Raw genomic sequence first — 19,717 nt, forward strand, 5'->3', positions numbered from 1 at the left:
GCGTCAGGCGGCGCGGATCAGATCACGCCTTGCGCCAGCATCGCGTCGGCGACCTTGACGAAGCCGGCCAGGTTGGCGCCTTCGACGTAGTTCACGCGCTCGCGGCCCTCGCCGCCGAAGCGCACGCAGGCCTCGTGGATGCCGTGCATGATGTTCAGCAGGCGGCCGTCGACTTCGTCGGCTTCCCAGCCCAGGCGCATCGCGTTCTGGCTCATTTCCAGGCCCGAGGTCGCGACGCCGCCGGCGTTGGCGGCCTTGCCCGGCGCGAACAGCACGCCGGCGGCGTGGAAGGCGTCGATCGCGGCGGCGGTCGACGGCATGTTGGCACCCTCGGCGACCGCCTTCACGCCGTTGGCGATCAGCCTTTCGGCGTCGGCGCGGTCGACTTCGTTCTGCGTCGCGCACGGCAGCGCGACGTCGACCTTGATCTCCCACGGCTTGCGGCCGGCGAGGTATTCGAGGCCGGCCTCGCGCGCGTAGTCCTCGACGCGGCCGTAGCGCACGTTCTTGATCTCCTTCAAGAGCGCGAGCTTCTCGGCGCTGAAGCCTGCCGGGTCGTGGACGGTGCCGGCCGAGTCGGACGCGGTGACGACGCGCGCGCCCAGGCTCATCGCCTTCTCGATCGCGAACTGCGCGACGTTGCCGGCGCCGGAGACGGCGACGGTCAGGCCGTCGAAGCTCGAGCCGTGCTGGCGCAGCATCGCCTCGGTGAAGTAGACGAGGCCGTAGCCGGTCGCCTCGGGGCGCAGCAGGCTGCCGCCGAACGACAGGCCCTTGCCGGTGAACACGCAGGCGGCGTTGTTCGACAGCTTCTTCATCATGCCGGCCATGAAGCCGACCTCGCGCGCGCCGACGCCGATGTCGCCGGCCGGCACGTCGGTGTCCGGGCCGACGTGGCGGAACAGCTCCGAAATCAGCGCCTGACAGAAGCGCATCACCTCGCCCGGGCTCTTGCCCTTCGGGTCGAAGTCGGCGCCACCCTTGCCGCCGCCCATCGGCAGCGTGGTCAGCGCGTTCTTGAAGGTCTGCTCGAAGCCGAGGAACTTCAGGATCGACAGGTTCACCGACGGGTGGAAGCGCATGCCGCCCTTGTACGGGCCGATCGCGCTGTTGTGCTGCACGCGCCAGGCGCGGTTGACGCGCACTTCGCCGCGGTCGTCGACCCACGAGACGCGGAACTGGATCACGCGCTCGGGTTCGACCAGGCGCGCCAAGAGGCCGGCGTCGGCGTAGCGCGGGTTGCGTTCGAGGAAGGGCCACAGCGTGCTCATCACCTCGTGCACCGCCTGGTGGAATTCGGGCTGGTCGGGGTCGCGCAGGCGCACCTGGGCGAGGAAGTCGTCGAGGGAGGTCAGTCGGCTCATGGGGGTCGTCTTTGTCTTTATCGTACGGAAACGGAAAAAGCCGAGCCGCGGGAATCTGCCGGCTCGGTTGAATGGGTATGGATGAACACGGACGAACAAGTGCTAAAGCGTCGTGACCGCGGTTCGAGGTCGATCATAACAGCGATGACGAATGAGTGAACCCTCTGCGCGGTGATAGGTGCGATAGGGGCGCGCAATAAGCGCGGCGTCCGCGCGGCTTTGCTATCCTTGCGCGATCGCTGAACGAGGGAAAGAACATGCGCCTGGCAACCTGGAATGTGAACTCGCTGAACGTGCGTCTGCCGCAGGTGCTGCAATGGTTGGCCGAGAACCCGGTCGACGTGCTGGCGCTGCAGGAGCTGAAGCTCGACCAGGACAAGTTCCCGCAGGCCGAGATCGAGGCGGCCGGCTACCGTGCGGTGTGGTACGGCCAGAAGACCTACAACGGCGTCGCGCTCCTGGCGCGCGCGCCGCTGTCGCTCGAGGACGCGGTGGCCGGCATTCCCGGCTACGACGACCCGCAGCGCCGCGTGATCGCCGCGACGGTGAACGGCGTGCGCGTGATCGGCGCCTACTGCGTGAACGGCGAATCGGTCGGGTCGGACAAGTACGCGTACAAGCTCGAATGGTACGCGCGGCTGCACGACTACCTGGCCGCCGAGCTCGGCCAACATCCGGACACCGTGCTGATGGGCGACTTCAACATCGCACCCGACGACCGCGACGTGTACGACCCGGCCGCCTGGGAGGGCAAGGTGCTGTGCTCGAGGCCCGAGCGCGACGCGTTCGCGGGCCTGTTGGGGCTGGGCCTCGCCGACGCGTTCCGGCTGTTCAACCAGGACGACAAGCAGTACAGCTGGTGGGATTACCGCGCGGCGATGTTTCGCCGCAACCTCGGGCTCAGGATCGACCACATCCTGCTGTCGGCGCCGCTGAGCGCGCGCGCGACCGGGTGCGTGATCGACAAGGCGCCGCGCAAGTGGGAGCGCCCGTCCGACCACGCGCCGGTGGTGGTCACGCTGGCCGACTGAAAAAAACATCGCGCGCGTGCATCCGTTCGTGTCGCGCCGCCGTATGACGAGGGGAGTCCGGCTTGGCCGGCTCCCCTTTTTCCATTTCCAGCGTTCGCTGAACCAGAAAGGATCCGTCATGCGCCGTCATCTGCTCGCCGTTGTCGCGTTGCCGCTGTTCGTCATCGGCTGCGCCTCCGATATGGGGTCTTCCGCCATGAAGGCCGCCGCTGCGCCCGAGGCGGTCAGGCCGCCGGCCGAAGCGAAGTGGTTCATGCTCGCCACCGGCGTCGGCGAGATCACCTACGAATGCCGCGCCAGGGCCGACGGCAATGGCTACGAATGGGCGTTCGCCGGACCGGTCGCGACGCTGTACAGCGGCGGCCGTCCGGTCGGCAAGTACTACGGCGGCCCGACCTGGGAGTCCAGCGACGGCAGCAAGGTCGGCGGCAAGCAGCTGGCGGTCGCGCCGGCCGGGCCGGGCAACATCCCGCTGCAACTGGTGAAGGCCGAGCCGGGCGCCGGCAGCGGCGCGATGAGCGGCGTCAGCTACATCCAGCGCCTGAACACCAAGGGCGGCGTCGCGCCGGCCGCCGCCTGCGGCATGGCCAACCGCGGCGCGCGCCAGCAGGTCGCCTACGAGGCCGACTACCACTTCTACCGTTGAGACTTCGCCTCCCCCCACACGGGACGGCTCCCTGTTTCGCGCCGCTCGGGAGGGGCCACCGGCGATCCGCCTGACGATCGCCGGTTTTTTTTGCCGCCCGTCGCCGCGAGGTCGTGGCACAGGAAAACGGTGGCCGACACCAGCCAGACGAGCCAGCCGCTCCACAGGTTGTGCGACAAGAAGTGCGCGCCGCGCAGCATCTGGCCGGCCCCCATCGCGAGGCCGGCGGCCAGCGCGACGGCGAGCCAGCGTCGCGCCCGCGCGGCGTCGCGCGGTGCGTGGTAGAAGAACGCGGCCAACAGCGCGAAGCCGGCGGAGGCGTGGCCGCCGGGAAAGCAGTGGCCCGGGCCCGGGTGGGCCGGCACAGGCGCGAACAGCGCGAAGGCGTCGGCGCTGCCGCCGTAGGCGGCCAGATCCCAGGGGCAGGTGTGCGCGCTGCGCGCCTTGAGCGCGGCGACGACGAGCGTGCCGGCTGCCATCGCGCCAAGCTGGACCAGTCGCCGCGCGTCGCGTTCGGCGACGCCGCGCCACAGCCAGACGGCGGCGGTCGCGAAGACCGCGTACTTGGCGAGCCGGTGGTTCAGCCATTCGATCGTGGCGTCGTGCTGCAGCGGAAAGCGGCTCTGGGCCGCGTCGAAGGCGAGCCGGGCGAACCAGGTGTCGACGCCGGTGGTGTCGAGCCACAACAGCAGCAGGGCGGCGAGGGCCAGCCCGGCAAACTGGCGCGCGTAGAAGGCCCCCGGCAGCGGGGTGGCGCCGTTCACGCCGGGCTCCGGCACGGCGCGAACAGGTCGAGCTCGCGCTGGTAGACGGCGGTCTGCACGTCGAGCAGGCCGAGCACCGAGTGGAACAGGTTGTCGTGCGAGTAGGGCGCGTCGCGTCGCGCGGCGAGGCAGGCGGTGTCGACGCGGCGGGCGCGGGCAAAGCCGTCGGACAGCCACAGCAGCGACGCGACGTGCTTTTGCGCGTCGGGCGCGAACAGCCACGGCATGCCGTGCAGGTAGAGGCCGTTTTCGCCGAGCGATTCGCCGTGGTCGGACAGGTAGATCATCGCGCTGTCGAGCGTCTCCGCGTTGCGGCGCAGCAGCCCGATCAGCTCGGCCAACACATGGTCGGTGTAGAGCACGGTGTTGTCGTAGGCGTTGACGATCTGGCCGGCTTCGCAGCGTCCGAGTTCGCTGGTGCGGCAGACCGGTGTGAAGCGTTCGAAGGCGGCCGGGTAGCGCTTGTAGTAGGCCGGCCCGTGGCTGCCCATCATGTGCAGCACGGCGACGCCGTCGCCGGGCAGCCGGTCGATCTCGTCCTGCAAGCCGGCGAGCAAGCCCTCGTCGCGGCACTCGCCGTCGGCGCAGTGCGCCGGCGCCGTCTGTGGCGTCACCGTCATGGTCGGCACCCGCGCGCAGACGCCCTTGCAGCCGGCCTGGTTGTCGCGCCACCAGACGGTCAGCCCGGCGTGGCGCAGCACGTCGAGCAGGTTCTCGCGGCTTTTCGCCGCGCCGTCGCTGTAGTTTTCGCGGCCCAGGCCGGAGAACATGCAGGGCACCGACACCGCCGTTTCGGTGCCGCAGGAGCGCACCTGGCCGAGGCTGATCACGCCGCCCTCGCGCATCAGGCGCGGGTTGGTCGGCCGCGGATAGCCGTTGAGCGCGAAGTGGTCGGCCCGTGCCGTCTCGCCGACGACGATGACGGTCAGCGCGCGGCGCGCGCCCGCAGCGTGCGGCCGGCGCGCGTCGAGCCCGAGCGCGGCGACGGCGACCGGCGTGTCGCCGCGGTGGCGCAGGTAGCGGTAGCTCGCCTGCAACGCGTTGGCCGGCGCCAGCACGAAGCGGATCTCGTGATGGTTGCGCACCAGCGACGCGAGGTCCTGGTAGAAACCGAGCGCGATCACGGCGACGGTGACGCAGCAGCCGAGCGCGACGGCGACTTTGGCCAGCAGTTCGCGTGCCGGCTGCCGGTAGGCGATCGGCGTTTTCCACAGCAGCCACGACGGCAGCACGCCGAGGCCGAACAGGTAGGCGGCGAGCTTGGGCGTCAGAAGGTCGCGCACCTCGGCCGGGTTGGTCTCGGCGACGTTCTGCACCATGGTCGTGTCGATCAGCACGCCGTACTGGGCGGTGAAGTAGGCGAGGCCGGCGGCCAGCAGCAAGAGGGCGGTCGCGACGGGCTTGAACACGTAGCGCACCGCCAGCGGCGTCAGGCACAGCGTGTAGACCGCCAGCAACAGCACGAAGGCCGCACCGATAAGCGGCCAGCGTTCGCTGCCGCCGACGACCTCGCTCAGACGCTGCCAGAAGGTCGCGTTGGCCGCCAGCAGCAAGAAAGCGGCCACCGCGAGGGTGGCCGCTTCCGGTCGGTGACCGCGTCGAGTGTTTTCCATTGTCCGCCCCTGGCGTCGTATCGAATGCCGGCCATTCTAGCAGGGCGGGCTTAAGCGGCGCTTAAGCGGCGATCTGGCCGGCTTCAGCCCTGCGCGACGAGCGCGGCCTCGGGCAGCGTGCGCGGGTGCAGGTTGGCCTCGAACTGGCGCGCGGCGGCGGTCCACGAGTGGCGCTCGGCGACGCGGCGCACGTGCTCGCGGTCGATTTCCAGCGCCTTCATGCAGGCGGCTCTCAGGTCCCGGTCGAGCACGCCGGCGCCGCTGTCGCCGACCACGTCCAAGGGGCCTGCGACGGGGAAGGCCGCCACCGGCGTGCCGCAGGCCATCGCCTCGAGCAGCACCAGGCCGAAGGTGTCGGTCAGGCTGGGGAACACGAACACGTCGGCGGCGCGGTAAAAGCGCGCCAGCTCGGCCTGCGGGAACACGCCGGCGAAGTGCACGTCCGGGTAGTCTTTCTTCAGTCGCGGCAACAGCGGGCCGTCGCCGACCACCCACTTGCTGCCGGGCAGGTCGAGCTTGAGGAAGGCCTCGATATTCTTTTCGACCGCGACGCGGCCGATGTAGACGAAGCGCGGCGGCGCGCTGGTCAGCCGGTCGCGCTCGCCCGGCGTGAACAGGCCGGTGTCGACGCCGCGGCTCCACAGCGCGACGTTGCGAAAGCCGCGCGCCGTCAGCTCGTCGCAGATCGAGCGCGTCGGGGCCATCACCGCGCGGCCGGCGTTGTGAAAGCGCCGCAGCCACGCGTAGCTGACCTTGACCGGCAGCTTGACGCGCGCGTGCACGTACTCGGGAAAGCGCGTGTGGTAGGCGGTGGTGAACGGCAGCTTCTTCTTCATGCAGTAGCCGCGCGCCGCCATGCCGAGCGGCCCCTCGGTGGCGATGTGGATCGCGTGCGGCGCGAACGATTCGATGCGCTCGGCGACGCGCCGGCCCGGGAACAGCGACAGCCGGATGTCCGGGTAGGTCGGGCAGGGCAGCGTGGCGAAGTCCTGCGGGGTGAGCATTTCGACTTCGTGGCCGAAGGCGACGAGCTCGCGCGCGGTTTCGGTCAGCGTGCGGACCACGCCGTTGACCTGCGGGTGCCAGGCGTCGGTGACGATCAGGATGCGCATGCGGTTTTTCCTTTGGCGGCGACCGGCTCGGCCAACGGCAAGGCCTCGTCGCTGTCGTGCGGCGCGCGGCCCGGCTGCGCGGTCCAGGCGAGGATCTCGAGCCGGCCGTCGGCGTGCTCGGCCAGCGCGGTCAGGCTCTCGACCCAGTCGCCGCAGTTGGCGTACAGCACGCCGTCGACGTCGCGGATCTCGGCCTTGTGGATGTGGCCGCACACCACGCCGTCGAAGCCGCGCCGGCGCGCCTCGTCGGCGAGCACCGCCTCAAACTGGCCGATGAAGTTGGCGGCGTTCTTGACCTTGTGCTTGAGGTATTGCGACAGCGACCAGTACGGCAGGCCAAGCTTCATCCGGCACCAGTTGAAGCCGCGGTTCAGCTCGAGGATGGCGGTGTACAGGCTGTCGCCGAGGTAGGCGAGCCACTTGGCGTACTGGATCACGCCGTCGAAGGCGTCGCCGTGCGTGACCAGCAGGCGGCGGCCGTCGGCGGTGCGGTGCTCGGCCTCGGCGCGGATCGCGATGCCGCCGAAGTCGAGCCCGCAGTACGGCCGCGCCGCCTCGTCGTGGTTGCCGGGCACGTAGACGACGCGCGTGCCCTTGCGCGCCTTCCTGAGCACCTTCTGCACCACGTCGTTGTGGCTTTGCTTCCACTGCCACGACTTTTTCAACTGCCAGCCGTCGACGATGTCGCCGACCAGGTAGAGCGTGTCGGCGTCGTGGTGGCGCAGAAAGTCCAGCAACTGCTCGGCGCGGCAGCCGCGCGTGCCCAAGTGGACGTCGGAAATCCACAGCGTGCGGTAGCGCGGGGGCGGGGCGAAGTCTCGGTTCATGATGGCGTCCAAGCGAGGGCGACGGCGCCATCGTGCGGCGGCGACATGACAAGGCGGTGAGCGCGCCGTGACATTAAGGTGATCGTCAGCGCGCGCTAAGGCTGGCTTAAGCCGCGCCTGCTTCAATACGCCTCACCACCCCCGACGCAAAGGAGCCACACCATGAAAACCCCCATCCTCGTTGCCGTCCTGATCGCCGCCGGCGCGTCCGCCACCGCCTTCGCCGGCGCCAGCTGCCAGGCCCATCCGAAAGACAAGTGGATCAAGGAGGCCGACTTCAAGAAACAGTTGACCGGGCAGGGCTACCAGATCAAGACCTTCAAGGTCGACGGCAACTGCTACGAGCTCTACGGCAAGAACAAGGACGGCAAGAAGGTCGAGATCTACTTCGACACCGTCAGCGGCAAGCCGGTCAAGAGCGAGATCGACGACTGAGTCCCCACCCCTGGAGGGGGCCCCGCCGCCGGCCGTCACGGCCGGCGGCGCCGGGCGCCCGGGAGCGTGCCATGTCGCATCCGGCCCATAGCGAATCCGTCGAGCGCGTCGCGGTGTGGGACCGCTTCGTCCGCTTTTTCCACTGGAGCCTCGTCGCCTGCGTGACGCTGAACCTGTTCGTGCTCGAGGAGGGCGAGACGCCGCACCGCTGGGCAGGCTACGCGGCGGCGGCGCTGGTCGCCGCGCGCGTCGTCTGGGGCTTCGTCGGCAGCCGCCACGCGCGTTTCGCCGACTTCTTTCCGACGCCGTCGCGCGTCGCCGCCCACCTGCGCGCGCTGCGCGCCGGTCGCCACCTGCCGACCGCCGGCCACAACCCGCTGGGCGCCGTCATGATGCTCGCGCTGATGGGCCTGGTGCTGTCGCTGGGCGCGACCGGGTATATGATGGGGACCGACGCCTTCTGGGGCGAGGAGTGGCTCGAAGCGCTGCACGAGTCGCTCTCCACCCTGCTGCTGGCGTCGGTCGGTCTGCACGCGGCGGCGGCGCTTGTCATGAGCCGTGTCGAGCGGACCCCTCTCGTCAAGGCGATGGTCACCGGGGTGAAGGAGCGCCGCCGCGCCCGGTGATGCGCCGCACACCGGAACCCCCTATGCGCATCTTGCTGGTGGAAGACGACCCGCTGATCGGCGACGGCCTGCAGGTCGGCCTCGGCCAACTCGGTTTCACCGTCGACTGGCTGGCCGGCGGCCGCGCGGCGCTGACCGCGCCCGCTTCGGCCCCCTACGACGCGGCGGTGCTCGACCTCGGCCTGCCGTCGGTCGACGGCCTCGACGTGCTCGGCGTGTGGCGCCGTGCCGGCCACGCGCTGCCGGTGCTGATCCTGACCGCACGCGACGCGGTCGACGACCGCGTGCGCGGCCTCGACGCCGGCGCCGACGACTACCTGGTCAAGCCGTTCGCGCTGGCCGAGGTCGCCGCGCGTCTTCGGGCGTTGATCCGCCGCCGCCACGGCGAAGCGCGGCCGTGCTACCACCACGGCGAGCTCGAGTTCGACCCGCCGGCGCGCGTCGCGACGCTCGCCGGCGCGCCGCTGGAGTTGACCGCGCGCGAGCTGGCGCTGCTCGAATTGCTGCTCAGCCACAAGGGCCGCGTGCTGCCGCGCCGCCTGATCGAGGAAAAACTGTACGGCTGGGACCGCGACGTCGAGAGCAACGCGGTCGAGGTCCACGTCCACCACCTGCGCAAGAAGCTCGGCGCGTCCTTCATCAGGACGGTGCGCGGCGTCGGCTACACGCTGGGGGAGCCGGCGTGAGCCCGTCCAGCCTGCGCGCGCGGCTGCTGCGCCCGGTCTTCGTGCTGGTGCCGCTGACCTGGGTGCTGGCCTTGACGGCCACCTATCAGCAAACCCGCCACGAGATCGCCGAGATCTTCGACACCGAACAGGCGCTGTTCGCCCGCCAGCTGCTCGCCGTCGGCGCGAGCCTTGACGGCGACGCCGCCGCGCCGCCGCCGCTGGACGCGCTGCTCGCGAACGGCGACGGCGGCGACTACGAGAACGACGCGCTCGGCTTCGTCGTGCGCGACCGCGACGGCCGCGTGCTGCTCGCCGACGGCGAGGGCCACGCCTTCCCGCCGGCCGCCGGCCGGGTCGGCTTCGCCGACGAGCGCGTCGGCGACGCGCGCTGGCGGCTGTTCTTCCTCGCCAGCCTCGACGGCCGCCACGCCGTCGCCGTCGGCCAACCGCAGTCCTTCCGCGACGAGGTGTTGTGGGAGGTGCTCGCCAGCCAGTCGCTGCCGTGGCTGCTCGCGCTGCCGCTGCTGCTGGCCGGCATCGCGTTCGCGGTGCGGCGCGGCCTTGCGCCCCTGGCCGGGCTGGCCGACGAACTCGGCCGGCGCCGGCCGGACGACAGCGGGCCGCTGACCTCGGCGGTGCCCGACGAGGCGCGTCCGCTGACCGACGCGCTCGAGAGCCTGTTCGTGCGCGTCGCCGACACGCTCGCGCGCGAGCGCCGCTTCACCGCCGACGCCGCGCACGAGTTGCGCACGCCGCTGGCCGCGCTCAGGGTGCAGGCCGAGGTCGCCGGCCTGGCCGACGATGCCGAAACGCGCGCGCGCGCCCTCGGCCAACTGATGGTCGGCATCGACCGCGCGACGCGGCTGACCGAGCAACTGCTGGCGCTGTCGCGGCTCGACCCGCTCGAAGGCCTGCCGCGCGACGCGCCGCTCGACTGGGGTGCGATCGTGCGCGACGCGCGCGACGCGGTCGAGCCGCAGCGGGTCGAGTGCGGCGCGCGGATCGACGTCGAGCCCGGCGCGGCCGGACCGGTCGCGCACGGCGACGCGGTGCTGATGACGCTGCTTTTGCGCAACCTGCTCGACAACGCGCTGCGCTACGGCTGCGGCGGCCGCGACGGCGGGCGGGTGACGCTGTCCGTGGCGCCGGACGCGGTGACGGTGCGCGACGACGGTCCGGGCGTCGCCGGCGAACACATGCAGCGGCTCGGCGAGCGCTTCTTCCGCCCGCCCGGCCAGCGCGCCGGCGGCAGCGGGCTCGGCTTGTCGATCGCGCAGCGCGTCGCGCGGCTGCACGGCCTGAAGCTTGTGCTGGCCAACCGTCCCGACGGCGGTTTCGAGGCAAGGCTCGCGCGCTGCGACACCTTGCCGCATTCCCGCGCCACGGCCGAGGCGCTACACTGATCGCCGGCGTCGTCCCCTCGGGCGGCGCCTTCCAAGGTTGGGCCCCGCGCGTCGCGCGGGGCATTTTCTTGATCGCATCGATGACCCCGTTCTCCCCCGCCGAGCCCGGCTCGGCCCCCCTCGCGCGCGCGGCCCTCGCCGTCGCGCGCGTGCGCGACGCGATGCTCGCGCTCGCGGCCGTCGGCTGCGCCGCGCTTGCGCTTTCCGGCGTCGTGCTGCCGTGGTGGCTGGTCGCGCAGGCGCTTGCGACGCTGTTCGCCGTCAACCGGCTCGGCGTCGCGGCGCTCGCGCGCGGCGGCGCGCCGCGACGCTGGCTCGCCATCGGCCTCGTCGCCGACCTCGTCGCGCTGACCGAGCTGCTCGCCTTCACCGGCGGCGCGGCCAACCCGCTCGCCTCGCTCTACCTGCCGGTGGTGCTGATCGGCGCGCTGCTCGCGCCCGGCCGCCTCGCCTGGGCGCTGGCGCTCGCCGCGGCGCTCGCCTACGGCCTGCTGTTCCGCTTCCACCTGCCGTGGCCGCTCGCCGGCGGCGACGCGGCCTACGCCTTCAAACTGCACCTGATCGGCATGTGGCTGACCTTCGCGCTGTCGGCGCTGTTGATCGCCGGCTTCGTCGCCGGCCTGTCGCGCCGGCTCGCCGAGCAGCACGCGGCGCTGGCGAAGGCGCGCGAGGCGCAGCTGGCCGACGAGCAGCTCGTCGCGCTCGGCGTGCAGGCGGCCGGCGCCGCGCACGCGCTGTCGACGCCGCTGAACACGCTGACGCTGCTCGCCGGCGAATTGCGCAGCGAAACCGCCGACCGCCCGGAGCTGGCCGCCGACTGGGCCGCGATGGAGACGGCGCTGGCGCGCTGCCGCGAGGCCCTGGCCGAATTGAAGGCCGGCGTCGAGCCGGCGCCGCCGCCCGAGCCGCCCGGGGCCGCCTTCGCGCGCCGGCTCGAGGCCTGGCGCGCGCTCAAGCCCGGCGTCGCGCTCGAGGCCGAGCTGCCGGTGGGCGGCGCGCCGCTCGCGCTGCCGCCGCTGTTCTGGCCGGCCTTTTTCAATCTGCTGAACAACGCCGCCGAGGCCGCCCCGGACGCGGTGTCGCTCGCGGTGCGCGTCGACGGCGCGCGGCTGCTGGTCGACATCGTCAACCCGAAGGGGCGGCTGTCGGACGCGCAGCTGGCGCGCGCCGGCCTGGCGCCGCTGTCGAGCGACAAGCCGGCCGGCCTCGGCCTCGGCGTGATGCTCAGCCACGCGACGCTGTCGCGGCTCGGCGGTACGGTCAGGCTGGAAAACCGCGCCGGCGGCGGCGTGCTCGCGCGCGTGACGCTGCCGCTGGACGGGAACGGGGAGGAGGAGACATGAACGAGAACTGGCTGGTCGTCGACGACGACGAGGCCTTCGCCGGCGTGCTGGTCCGCAGCCTCGCGCGCCAGGGGCGGCCGGCGCGGCACGCGGCCGACGCGGACACGGCGCTGGCGCTGCTGTCGCCCGACACGACCCACGTCGTGCTCGACCTGAACCTCGGCGGCGCGAGCGGCCTGCGGCTGCTGCCCGAACTGAAACGCCGTTGTCCGGGCGTGGCGGTGCTGGTGCTGACCGGCTACGCCAGCATCGCCAGCGCGGTCGACGCGGTCAAGCTCGGCGCGGTGCAGTACCTCGCCAAACCGGCGACCTTGGCCGAGATCGTCGCCGCCTTCGCCGCGCGCGAGCCGAACGTCGAGCACGCCGCGCCGGCGCAGCCGATGTCGGTCAGGCGGCTGACCTGGGAGCATGTGCAGCGGGTGTTGGCCGAGCACGGCGGCAACGTGTCGGCGACCGCGCGCGCGCTGAACATGCACCGGCGCACATTGCAACGCATGCTGGCCAAGCGGCCGGTGTCTCGCTGAGCAGAAACGAAAGGCGGATTTTGCGGATGTGAAAAAATACCGCAAACGGATGTTTGAATGCGCGAAATGTTTGGACGGCCTAGAGCATTTGCGCTAAATTGCCGAACGCACTGAAACCTTTACAGGTTTTTGTGGTGTTAGCCCCTCGAAGCATCGCGCTGCTTTGCCAGCGGGGTGTTTCTTCCTCGTGTTGGCCCCTGACGGATTCCCTTCAGGGGATTTTTTTGTCCGATTTCCTCCCCGAAACGAAAAAGCCCGCCGGATGGCGGGCCTGGTCGCGCGGCGATGCGCCGCGTCAGAACGCGTAGTTGGCCATGATGCGGGCGACCGGCCAGTACTTGATCTTGTCGGCGTCGTCGCGCAGCTTGCGCTCCTCGACGGCGGCGTCCTGCTGTAGTTGCGCACAGCCTGCTGCGTCGAGCGTGCCGCAGCGCGCGCGCAGGTGGGTGTCCGGGCTGCCGGTGTAGATCACGCCGAGGTCGCCGCTGAACGACAGGCCCTTGCTCCTGACCGGGTCGCCGAAGCCGATGCCGAGGTAGAGGCCGGGCTTGTCCCACTTCGCCTCGGCGTTCAGGCTGCCGATCTGGTCGGCGGTGTAGGTCTGGCCGCCGATCGAGTAGCTGCCGCCGCTGCGCGGCTTGCCGTCGAGTGCCAGCTTGGTGCCGTTGTAGACGATGCCGCCGGTGACGCGGAAGCTGCCCGAGCTCGGGTAGAGGTCGGCCAGCACGCCGGCGTGGAAGAGTTCGAAGGTGCCGGAGAAGTCGACGTCGGTGCCGTAGCGGTCGTCCCTGTCGTAGTCGACGCCGCTGAGCACGCCGCGCACGTTGACGTTGTCGGTGGCCTTGTAGGTCAGCGCGAGGTCGACGCCGGTGGTGCCGACGCCGGCGCCGACGGCCAGATCGCCGACCTCGGCGTGGCCGAGCGTCGGCAGCAGCGCGAGGCAGGCGGCGAGCAGGATGGGTTTCATGGCGGGGTCTCCTTATTGTTTGCCGGGCGGATATGTGCGAAAGCCTGCTTGCCGCGACCAGACGCGGCAAAGTGCGTATACGCTAGCACAGAAAAATTCTATTGGCATTTTCTGTCGCACCGGCGTCGCCATCTCGTGGCGAAAAGCCCCGCCGCGCTCAGCCGAGCACCTTGCCCGGGTTCATCAGCTGTTGCGGGTCGAGCGCGGCCTTCAGCGTTTTCATCAGTTCCAGCGCGACCGGGTCCTTGTAGCGGGCCAGCCAGTGGGTTTTCAGCTGGCCGACGCCGTGTTCGGCGGCAAACGTCCCGCCGTGGCGCGCGACCGCGTCGTAGACGATGGCGTTGGCGGCTTCCTCGTCGTCGTAGAGGTTCGCGTTGCCCGGCCGGGTGTACGACAGGTTGTAGTGCAGGTTGCCGTCGCCGGCGTGGCCGAAGGCGACGATGCGCACGCCGGGGAAGGCCGCTTCCAGCGCCGCGTCGGCGTCGCGCAGGAAGGCAGGGATCGCGCTGGAGGGCAGCGCGATGTCGTGCTTGAGGCTGACGCCGTCCTTGGCCTGCGCCTCGGAGATCGCCTCGCGCAGCGTCCACAAGGCCTGGCGTTCGCTCTCGCTCTGCGCGACCACCGCGTCGACGAAGGCCTGCTCGGCCAACCATTCGACCAGGTCGTCGACGAGCCGCGCCTCGTCGCCGCCGTCGGTCAGCTCGACCAGCAGGCTCCACGGCGCGACAAACGGCCGGCGCGCGCCGCCGATGTGCGTCTCGACCAGCTTCAGGCACACGTCGGCGACGATCTCGAAGGTGGTCAGCCGGTCGGAAAAGCGCTCGCGCAGCCGGCCCAGCCAGGCGATCGCCTCGTCGGCCGATGCGACGCCGACGAAGGCGGTCGCGACCGCACTCGGGCGCGGGAACAGCTTCAAGGTCGCGGCGGTGATCAGCCCCAGCGTGCCCTCGGCGCCGATGAACCAGTGCTTCACGTCGTAGCCGGTGGTGTCTTTGCGCAGGCCCGACAGCGCGTCGAGGATGCGGCCGTCCGGCAGCACCACCTCGAGCCCGAGCGCCAGATCGCGCATCGTGCCGTAGCGCAGCACCGCGAGGCCGCCGGCGTTAGTCGACAGGTTGCCGCCGATCTGGCAGGTCCCTTCCGAGGCGAGCGACAGCGGAAACAGCCGGCCGGCTTGGGCCGCCGCATCCTGCACCGATTTCAGCGTCGCGCCGGCCTCGACGGTCAGGCTGTTGTTGGCCGCGTCGATTTCGCGCACTTTGTTCATCCGGCCCAGCGCGATCACCAGCGCCGTGCCGGACGCATCCGGCGTCGCGCCGCCGGCCAGCCCGGTGTTGCCGCCCTGCGGGACGATGGGCGTGCCGGTTTCGCGGCACAGCTTCACCAGCGCCGAGACCTCGGCGGTCGAGCCGGGGCGCGCGACGGCCAAGGGTTGGCCCCGGTAGCGCTTTCTCCAGTCGAGGCAGTAGGTCGCGGTGTCGGTCGGGGAGGTCAGCAAATACTTGTCGCCGACGATGGCGGCGAGGCGGGGCAGGAGGTCGCTCATGCGTGGGCGTCCTTACAGGAGGGCTCGGCCAACCTTTCACCCGCGTGGGCGGGTTGGCCGAGGCCCGGGGGTCACTTTTGCCAGTAGGTCTTCACGTTGACGAATTCGTACAGGCCGAATTCGGACAACTCGCGGCCGTAGCCGGACGCCTTCACGCCGCCGAACGGCAGCCTCAGGTCGGAGCTGGTGTGGCGGTTGATGAACACGCTGCCGGCCTCGATCTGGCGCGCGAGCGTCCAGCCGCGCTCGACGTCGCCGGTGTAGATCGCGGCGCCGAGGCCGAACGGCGTGTCGTTGGCGAGCCGCACCGCGTCCGCCTCGTCGCGCGCGCGCAGGATGCTGGCGACCGGGCCGAAGGCTTCCTCGTGGTAGACGCGGCAGGCGCTCGTCACGTGGTCGAGCACGGTGGCCGGGTAGAAGAAGCCGGGGCCGTCCGGCACCGCGCCGCCCAAGAGCCGTTCGGCGCCGTTGTCGAGCGCGTCGAGCACCTGCGCGTGCAGTTTTTCCCTGAGGTCGGCGCGCGCGAGCGGGCCGAGGCTGGCGGCCGGGTCGGTCGGTTGGCCGAGCCGGATCTTCTTCGCCTCGGCGACGAAGCGCTCGATGAAGGCGTCGGCGATCTCGGGCACCACGATCAGGCGCTTGGCGGCGTTGCAGCTCTGGCCCGCGTCGCGAAAGCGCGAGTGGCAGGCCTCCTGCGCGGCGGCGTCGAGGTCGGCGTCTTCGAGCACGATGAAGGGATTGCTGCCGCCGAGTTCGAGCACGGTCTTCTTGATGTGGCGGCCGGCGAGGCTGGCGATCACGCGGCCGGTGCCGGTCGAGCCGGTGAAGGCGACCGCGTCGGCGCCGCGCACCGCGTCCTCGACCTCCTCGTGGTCGATCCACGCGACGTCGAACACGTCGAGCCCGGCGTCGCGCACCACCTCGAGCAGCAGGCCGGTCGACAGCGGCACCGACGGCGCCGGCTTGACGAGACAGGCGTTGCCGGACGCCAGCGCCGGCACCGCGAAGCGCAGCACCTGCCAGACCGGGTAGTTCCACGGCATCACCGCCAGCACGAGGCCGAGCGGCTCGAACGCGACCTCGCTGGCGCTCGCCTGCGTCGCGATCGACTTGGCGGCCAACAGTTCGGGCGCGAGCTGCGCGTAGTAGCGCGTCAGCTGCACCGACTTGTCGATCTCGGCGAGGCACTCGGCGGTGCGCTTGCCGACTTCGAGCGTGACGCGCTCGGCGAGCGCCTCGCGCGCGGCTTCGAGCCGGTCGGCCAGCACGAGCAGCTTCTCGGCGCGCGCTTGCGGCGCCAGCCGCGCCCAGCCGCGTTGCGCGGCCTTGAGCGCGGCCAGACGCCGCGGCAGTTCGTCGGCCGGCCACGCCGGCCGGGTGAACACCACCTCGCCGGTGGCGGGGTTGCAGCTGGTAAAGGCAGTCATGGCGTCACTGTAACAAAAAGCCCCGGCGCCTTCAGCACCGGGGCTTCCCGCGTCGCCCGCAAGCAAGACGGCGTCGCAAGTCTGGCCGGGCCGCGCCGAACGAAATCCGGCGCGGCCCGGCAGGGTTGGCCGACTCAGGCCGTGTGCAGGTCGGCCGGCATGCGGCCGGTCAGCAGGTAGTCGATCAGCTCGCGCGCGCTCCGGATCGCGTTGCCGAACGGCAAGGGCTCGGCGCCGCGGAAGAACAGGCCCTTGGACACCTCGCCGCGGAAGGCGGCGGCGAGCTTCAGGTCGATGCAGAACTGGCCGACCTTGTTGAGGCCGTCGCGCAGGCCGCACACCGTCAGGCAGTTCAGCCCCTGCGTGCAGCGCGCCGGGTCGGCCTTGGCGTTGGCCTGCAGCTTGTCCTCGCGCTTGAGGTAGCTCTTCAGGAAGGGCGTCAGCACGCCGCGCGCCGGCAGGCCGGCGACGCTCATGAATTCGCCGATGTCCTCGGGGCGCGCGTTGGCGAGCACCTCTTTGAAGTTGTCGTGCGCGTCGCCCTCGCGCGTGACGGCGAAGGCGGTGCCGACCTGCACGGCGCTGGCGCCGTAGTCGGCGAGGTAGGTCCTGACTTTCTCGTGGCTGTTGACGCCGCCGGCGACGATCAGCGGAACGGCCTCGCGCTCCAGGCCGAGCGACTTGAACAGCTCGAAGGTTTCCTCGAGCACGCGCCGGAAGTCGAACTTCGCGTCGGAAAGGTCGGCGATCTTCGCCGCGCCGAGGTGGCCGCCGGCGTGCTTCGGGTGTTCGATGACGATCGCGTCGGGCAGGCGGCCCTTCTTCATCCAGCGCTTGAGCACGATGCCGATGCCGCGCGATTCGGACAGGATGGGGATCAGCGCGACCTGCGGGTGGTCGGCGGCCATCTCGGGCAGGTCCAGCGGCAGGCCGGCACCCATCACGATCGCGTCGGCGCCCGACTCGCACGCCTGGCGCACGTAGGCCGCGTGCGCGTCGACCGCCTTCATCACGTTGACCGCGACGAGGCCGCGGCCGTCGGCGGCGGCGCGGGCGGCGCGCACTTCGCGGTCGAGCGCGATCAAGTTCAGCGCGTCGAGCGAGGTCTGGTCTTTCAGCGGTTTCGATTGCGCGACGAGGTCCTCGTGCAGGTGGCGCAGGTCGACGCTGGCGATGGTGCCGACGCCGCCGGCGGCGGCGACCGCGCCGGCCAGGCGCTTGGCCGAGATGCCGACGCCCATGCCGCCCTGGACGATGGGAAGCAGCGAGCGGCCGGCGAGTTTGAGAGGGGGAAAGGCGTGTTGCATGGGGAAAGCCAGGTGGTGTGCGAAGCGCCCATTCTGGCGCGTCGGCCACGGCCAACCTTTGACGCGCGTCAAGGCGCGCCGCATCCGTTGCCGCCCATCCCCGGGCGGCCGTCAGCGCGTCGCGTAGACGCTACGGCGCCCCTGCTTGTCGAAGGCGATCACCTGATAGGCGACCTTGGTCGGCCCCTCCATGCCCGGGCTGCCCGGCGGCATGCCCGGTACCGCGAGCCCGGCGATCGCCGGCTTCTCCTTCAGGACTTTCTTCACCAGGTCGGCAGGCACATGGCCTTCGAACACGTAGCCGCCGATCTTCGCCGTGTGGCAGGAGCCGAGTTCGGCCGGCACGCCCAGCCGCGCGCGCTGCGCGGCGAGGTCCTGGCGCTCCTCGATTTTCAGCTTCACGCCGTTTTGGGCCAGATGCTCGGCCCAGGCGGTGCAGCAGCCGCACTGCGGGTTCTTGAACAGGACGCCGTCGGCGGCCAGCGCCGGCAGCGGCAGCGCGAGGGCGGCGATCAACAGGGTGGACAGCATTTTCATCGGGTCGTCTCCGTTTTATGACATTAGATTTTGTTGCTCTATTTAAACTTGATTAACACATCGGTGATGCAGCTGGATTGCGAACTGTCGTATCATCTTTAAATGAAAGATTGCTAATCGGCGCGATCATCGTTCAGGAATCGCGCGTTGAAAGCGAGCCCATGGATACACTCAAGGCGCTGATGGTCTTTATGACCACGGCAGAAAACGGCAGTTTCTCGGAAGCGGCCAGAAAGCTCGGCGTGTCGCCGGCGGCGATCAGCCAGAGCATCGCGCGGCTCGAGCAGGAGCTGGAGGTGCGGCTGTTCAACCGCACCACGCGCCAGCTGACGCTGACCGAGGACGGACGGCGCTTCTATTCGCAGTGCCGCGGTCCGGTGAACCACCTGGACACCGCGATCAACCAGCTCAAGGAAAGCCGCGACGAGCCGGCCGGCAACCTGCGCATCAGCCTGCCGCCGTCGTTCGGCCGCCAGTACGTACTGCCGCTGATGGGCGAGTTCTGCGCGCGCTACCCGAAGATCAGGGTCTTTCTCGGCCTGAACGACCAGTTCACCGACCTGATCGACGACGGCTTCGACGTCGGCGTGCGCGTCGGCATGATGCCGGACAGCCGGCTGGCCGCGCGCCACCTGTCGGACATCCCGCTTTACGTGGTCGCCTCGCCCGACTACTGGGCGGCGCACGGCAAGCCGGAGAAGCCGGAGGACCTGGCCGAGCACGATTGCATCAATTACCAGTTCTCGACCTCGGGCCGCCTGTTCAAGTGGGAGTTCAACCTGGACGGCGAACGGCTGCCGCTCGAGGTCAACGGCACCTACACCTTGAACGACATCGGCGGCGTGGTCGACATGGCGCGTCTGGGCCTCGGCGTCGCGCAGCTGGCCGGGCACGAAGTCATGCCCTATATCCGCAACGGCGAACTGGAGGTCGCGCTCGCCGACCAGGTGTCGCGCGAGCGCTCGATCTACCTGTGCTTCCCGCACCGCGACCACATCGCGCCGCGCACGCGCGCCTTCGTCGACTTCGTCGTCGAGAAGCTGTCCGACCATCCGGACATCCGCGCCGAGCTGCCGGCCTGAGACCGGCCTTCTCTCGCGACGGGCGGCCCTTGAGGGGCCGCCCTTTTTGTTGGTGCGGCGCGGGAAGGGGCCGCCGGCCACGCTCAGAACGGTAGCGGCGACTTGCCGACCGCGACCGCCGCGATGTAACCGAGCGTCGCCAGCGCGCACGCGAAGGCCGCCGCGCGCAGCGGCGCCGGCCGGGAGGGCTTGAGCGCGACGGCGCCCAGTCCTATGAAGGCGAGCACGGCGGCGAGCTTGGCCGCCAGCCACGGCGAGCTCGCCGGGTTGAACGGCGCCAGCCACGCCAGCGTCGCGCCGCAGGCCAGCAGCGCGGTGTCGACCAGGTGTGGCGCGACGCGCAGCCAGCGTTGGCCGAGCGCGGCCGGGCGGGCCGCGGCGAGGAAGCCGCGCGCGAGGAACAGACCGGCGGTCAGCGCCGCGAGGGCGACGTGCGCGTGTTTGACGCTTGCATAAATACTCATGGCGGACTCCGTCGGGACGATGCGGCCGATG

20 protein-coding genes are annotated in these 19,717 nt (G+C 70.7%); 9 read left to right on the forward strand and 11 right to left on the reverse strand.

Going from position 1 to position 19,717, the window contains the following annotated elements:
• Positions 1–17: 17 nt before the first annotated feature.
• The gene (gdhA, locus tag EV683_RS10515) at positions 18–1,364 is read right to left on the reverse strand and encodes an NADP-specific glutamate dehydrogenase (protein WP_131862755.1); all 1,347 of its coding nucleotides are present in this window, start codon (positions 1,362–1,364) and stop codon (positions 18–20) included.
• A gap of 257 nt (positions 1,365–1,621) precedes the next feature.
• On the opposite strand from gdhA, the gene xth reads away from it, so the two are divergent.
• Positions 1,622–2,395, forward strand: a complete 774-nt coding sequence (xth, locus tag EV683_RS10520; protein ID WP_131862756.1) for an exodeoxyribonuclease III — start codon at positions 1,622–1,624, stop codon at positions 2,393–2,395.
• A 118-nt stretch (positions 2,396–2,513) separates the two neighbouring features.
• Positions 2,514–3,041 (forward strand): DUF3455 domain-containing protein, encoded by a 528-nt coding sequence (locus tag EV683_RS10525; RefSeq protein WP_131862757.1) that lies wholly within the window; start codon positions 2,514–2,516, stop codon positions 3,039–3,041.
• On the opposite strand, the gene EV683_RS10530 is transcribed toward EV683_RS10525, so the two are convergent.
• The 4 genes from EV683_RS10530 to EV683_RS10545 form a co-directional block, all read right to left on the reverse strand.
• Entirely contained in the window at positions 3,032–3,805 is a 774-nt protein-coding gene (locus EV683_RS10530; protein ID WP_131862758.1) for a phosphatase PAP2 family protein, read from the reverse strand. The genes EV683_RS10525 and EV683_RS10530 overlap by 10 nt on opposite strands.
• Complete coding sequence (locus tag EV683_RS10535) at positions 3,802–5,418, reverse strand: phosphoethanolamine transferase (RefSeq protein ID WP_131862759.1); 1,617 nt, start codon at positions 5,416–5,418, stop codon at positions 3,802–3,804. The genes EV683_RS10530 and EV683_RS10535 overlap by 4 nt, the downstream gene beginning before the upstream one ends.
• Positions 5,419–5,501: 83 nt before the next feature.
• Positions 5,502–6,530 carry a glycosyltransferase family 4 protein gene (locus EV683_RS10540; RefSeq protein WP_131862760.1) on the reverse strand — a complete coding sequence of 343 codons (1,029 nt, stop codon included), beginning with the start codon at positions 6,528–6,530 and terminating at the stop codon, positions 5,502–5,504.
• The gene (locus tag EV683_RS10545) at positions 6,518–7,357 is read right to left on the reverse strand and encodes a UDP-2,3-diacylglucosamine diphosphatase (RefSeq protein WP_066610754.1); all 840 of its coding nucleotides are present in this window, start codon (positions 7,355–7,357) and stop codon (positions 6,518–6,520) included. Before EV683_RS10545 ends, EV683_RS10540 begins: the two co-directional genes overlap by 13 nt.
• A 162-nt stretch (positions 7,358–7,519) precedes the next feature.
• Here EV683_RS10545 and EV683_RS10550 point away from each other — a divergent pair, with 162 nt between their 5' ends.
• From EV683_RS10550 to EV683_RS14725, 6 genes are all read left to right on the forward strand, one after another.
• The gene (locus EV683_RS10550) at positions 7,520–7,792 is read left to right on the forward strand and encodes a PepSY domain-containing protein (protein WP_066610752.1); all 273 of its coding nucleotides are present in this window, start codon (positions 7,520–7,522) and stop codon (positions 7,790–7,792) included.
• Between the two features lie 71 nt (positions 7,793–7,863).
• Complete coding sequence (locus EV683_RS10555; RefSeq protein ID WP_066610750.1) at positions 7,864–8,418, forward strand: cytochrome b/b6 domain-containing protein; 555 nt, start codon at positions 7,864–7,866, stop codon at positions 8,416–8,418.
• Positions 8,419–8,441: 23 nt separating this feature from the next.
• The gene (locus tag EV683_RS10560; protein WP_131862761.1) at positions 8,442–9,104 is read left to right on the forward strand and encodes a response regulator; all 663 of its coding nucleotides are present in this window, start codon (positions 8,442–8,444) and stop codon (positions 9,102–9,104) included.
• Positions 9,101–10,489, forward strand: a complete 1,389-nt coding sequence (locus tag EV683_RS10565; protein ID WP_243694749.1) for an ATP-binding protein — start codon at positions 9,101–9,103, stop codon at positions 10,487–10,489. Before EV683_RS10560 ends, EV683_RS10565 begins: the two co-directional genes overlap by 4 nt.
• An 80-nt stretch (positions 10,490–10,569) precedes the next feature.
• The gene (locus EV683_RS10570) at positions 10,570–11,832 is read left to right on the forward strand and encodes an ATP-binding protein (protein ID WP_131862762.1); all 1,263 of its coding nucleotides are present in this window, start codon (positions 10,570–10,572) and stop codon (positions 11,830–11,832) included.
• Positions 11,829–12,356 carry a response regulator transcription factor gene (locus EV683_RS14725; protein ID WP_066610742.1) on the forward strand — a complete coding sequence of 176 codons (528 nt, stop codon included), beginning with the start codon at positions 11,829–11,831 and terminating at the stop codon, positions 12,354–12,356. The genes EV683_RS10570 and EV683_RS14725 overlap by 4 nt, the downstream gene beginning before the upstream one ends.
• Positions 12,357–12,651: 295 nt before the next feature.
• Here EV683_RS14725 and EV683_RS10580 read toward each other — a convergent pair whose 3' ends face one another.
• The 5 genes from EV683_RS10580 to EV683_RS10600 form a co-directional block, all read right to left on the reverse strand.
• A complete protein-coding gene (locus EV683_RS10580) occupies positions 12,652–13,323 on the reverse strand; it encodes a hypothetical protein (protein ID WP_131862763.1) in 672 nt (223 codons plus the stop codon).
• Positions 13,324–13,480: 157 nt separating this feature from the next.
• A complete protein-coding gene (locus tag EV683_RS10585; protein WP_131862764.1) occupies positions 13,481–14,869 on the reverse strand; it encodes an FAD-binding oxidoreductase in 1,389 nt (462 codons plus the stop codon).
• A 71-nt stretch (positions 14,870–14,940) separates the two neighbouring features.
• Complete coding sequence (locus EV683_RS10590; RefSeq protein WP_066610736.1) at positions 14,941–16,296, reverse strand: aldehyde dehydrogenase family protein; 1,356 nt, start codon at positions 16,294–16,296, stop codon at positions 14,941–14,943.
• A gap of 134 nt (positions 16,297–16,430) precedes the next feature.
• Complete coding sequence (locus EV683_RS10595) at positions 16,431–17,603, reverse strand: NAD(P)H-dependent flavin oxidoreductase (RefSeq protein WP_131862765.1); 1,173 nt, start codon at positions 17,601–17,603, stop codon at positions 16,431–16,433.
• Positions 17,604–17,714: 111 nt separating this feature from the next.
• On the reverse strand, positions 17,715–18,140 hold the full coding sequence (locus tag EV683_RS10600; protein ID WP_131862766.1) for a DUF411 domain-containing protein: 426 nt from the start codon (positions 18,138–18,140) through the stop codon (positions 17,715–17,717).
• 161 nt (positions 18,141–18,301) lie between these two features.
• Between EV683_RS10600 and EV683_RS10605 the strand changes: the two genes are divergently transcribed.
• On the forward strand, positions 18,302–19,222 hold the full coding sequence (locus EV683_RS10605) for a LysR family transcriptional regulator (RefSeq protein ID WP_066610733.1): 921 nt from the start codon (positions 18,302–18,304) through the stop codon (positions 19,220–19,222).
• Positions 19,223–19,305: 83 nt separating this feature from the next.
• Here EV683_RS10605 and EV683_RS10610 read toward each other — a convergent pair whose 3' ends face one another.
• Positions 19,306–19,686, reverse strand: coding sequence for a SirB2 family protein (locus EV683_RS10610; protein WP_131862767.1), 381 nt, complete (start codon positions 19,684–19,686; stop codon positions 19,306–19,308).
• Positions 19,687–19,717: the final 31 nt, after the last annotated feature.

This window comes from Crenobacter luteus (genome assembly GCF_004345725.1).
GTDB lineage: Bacteria > Pseudomonadota > Gammaproteobacteria > Burkholderiales > Chromobacteriaceae > Crenobacter > Crenobacter luteus.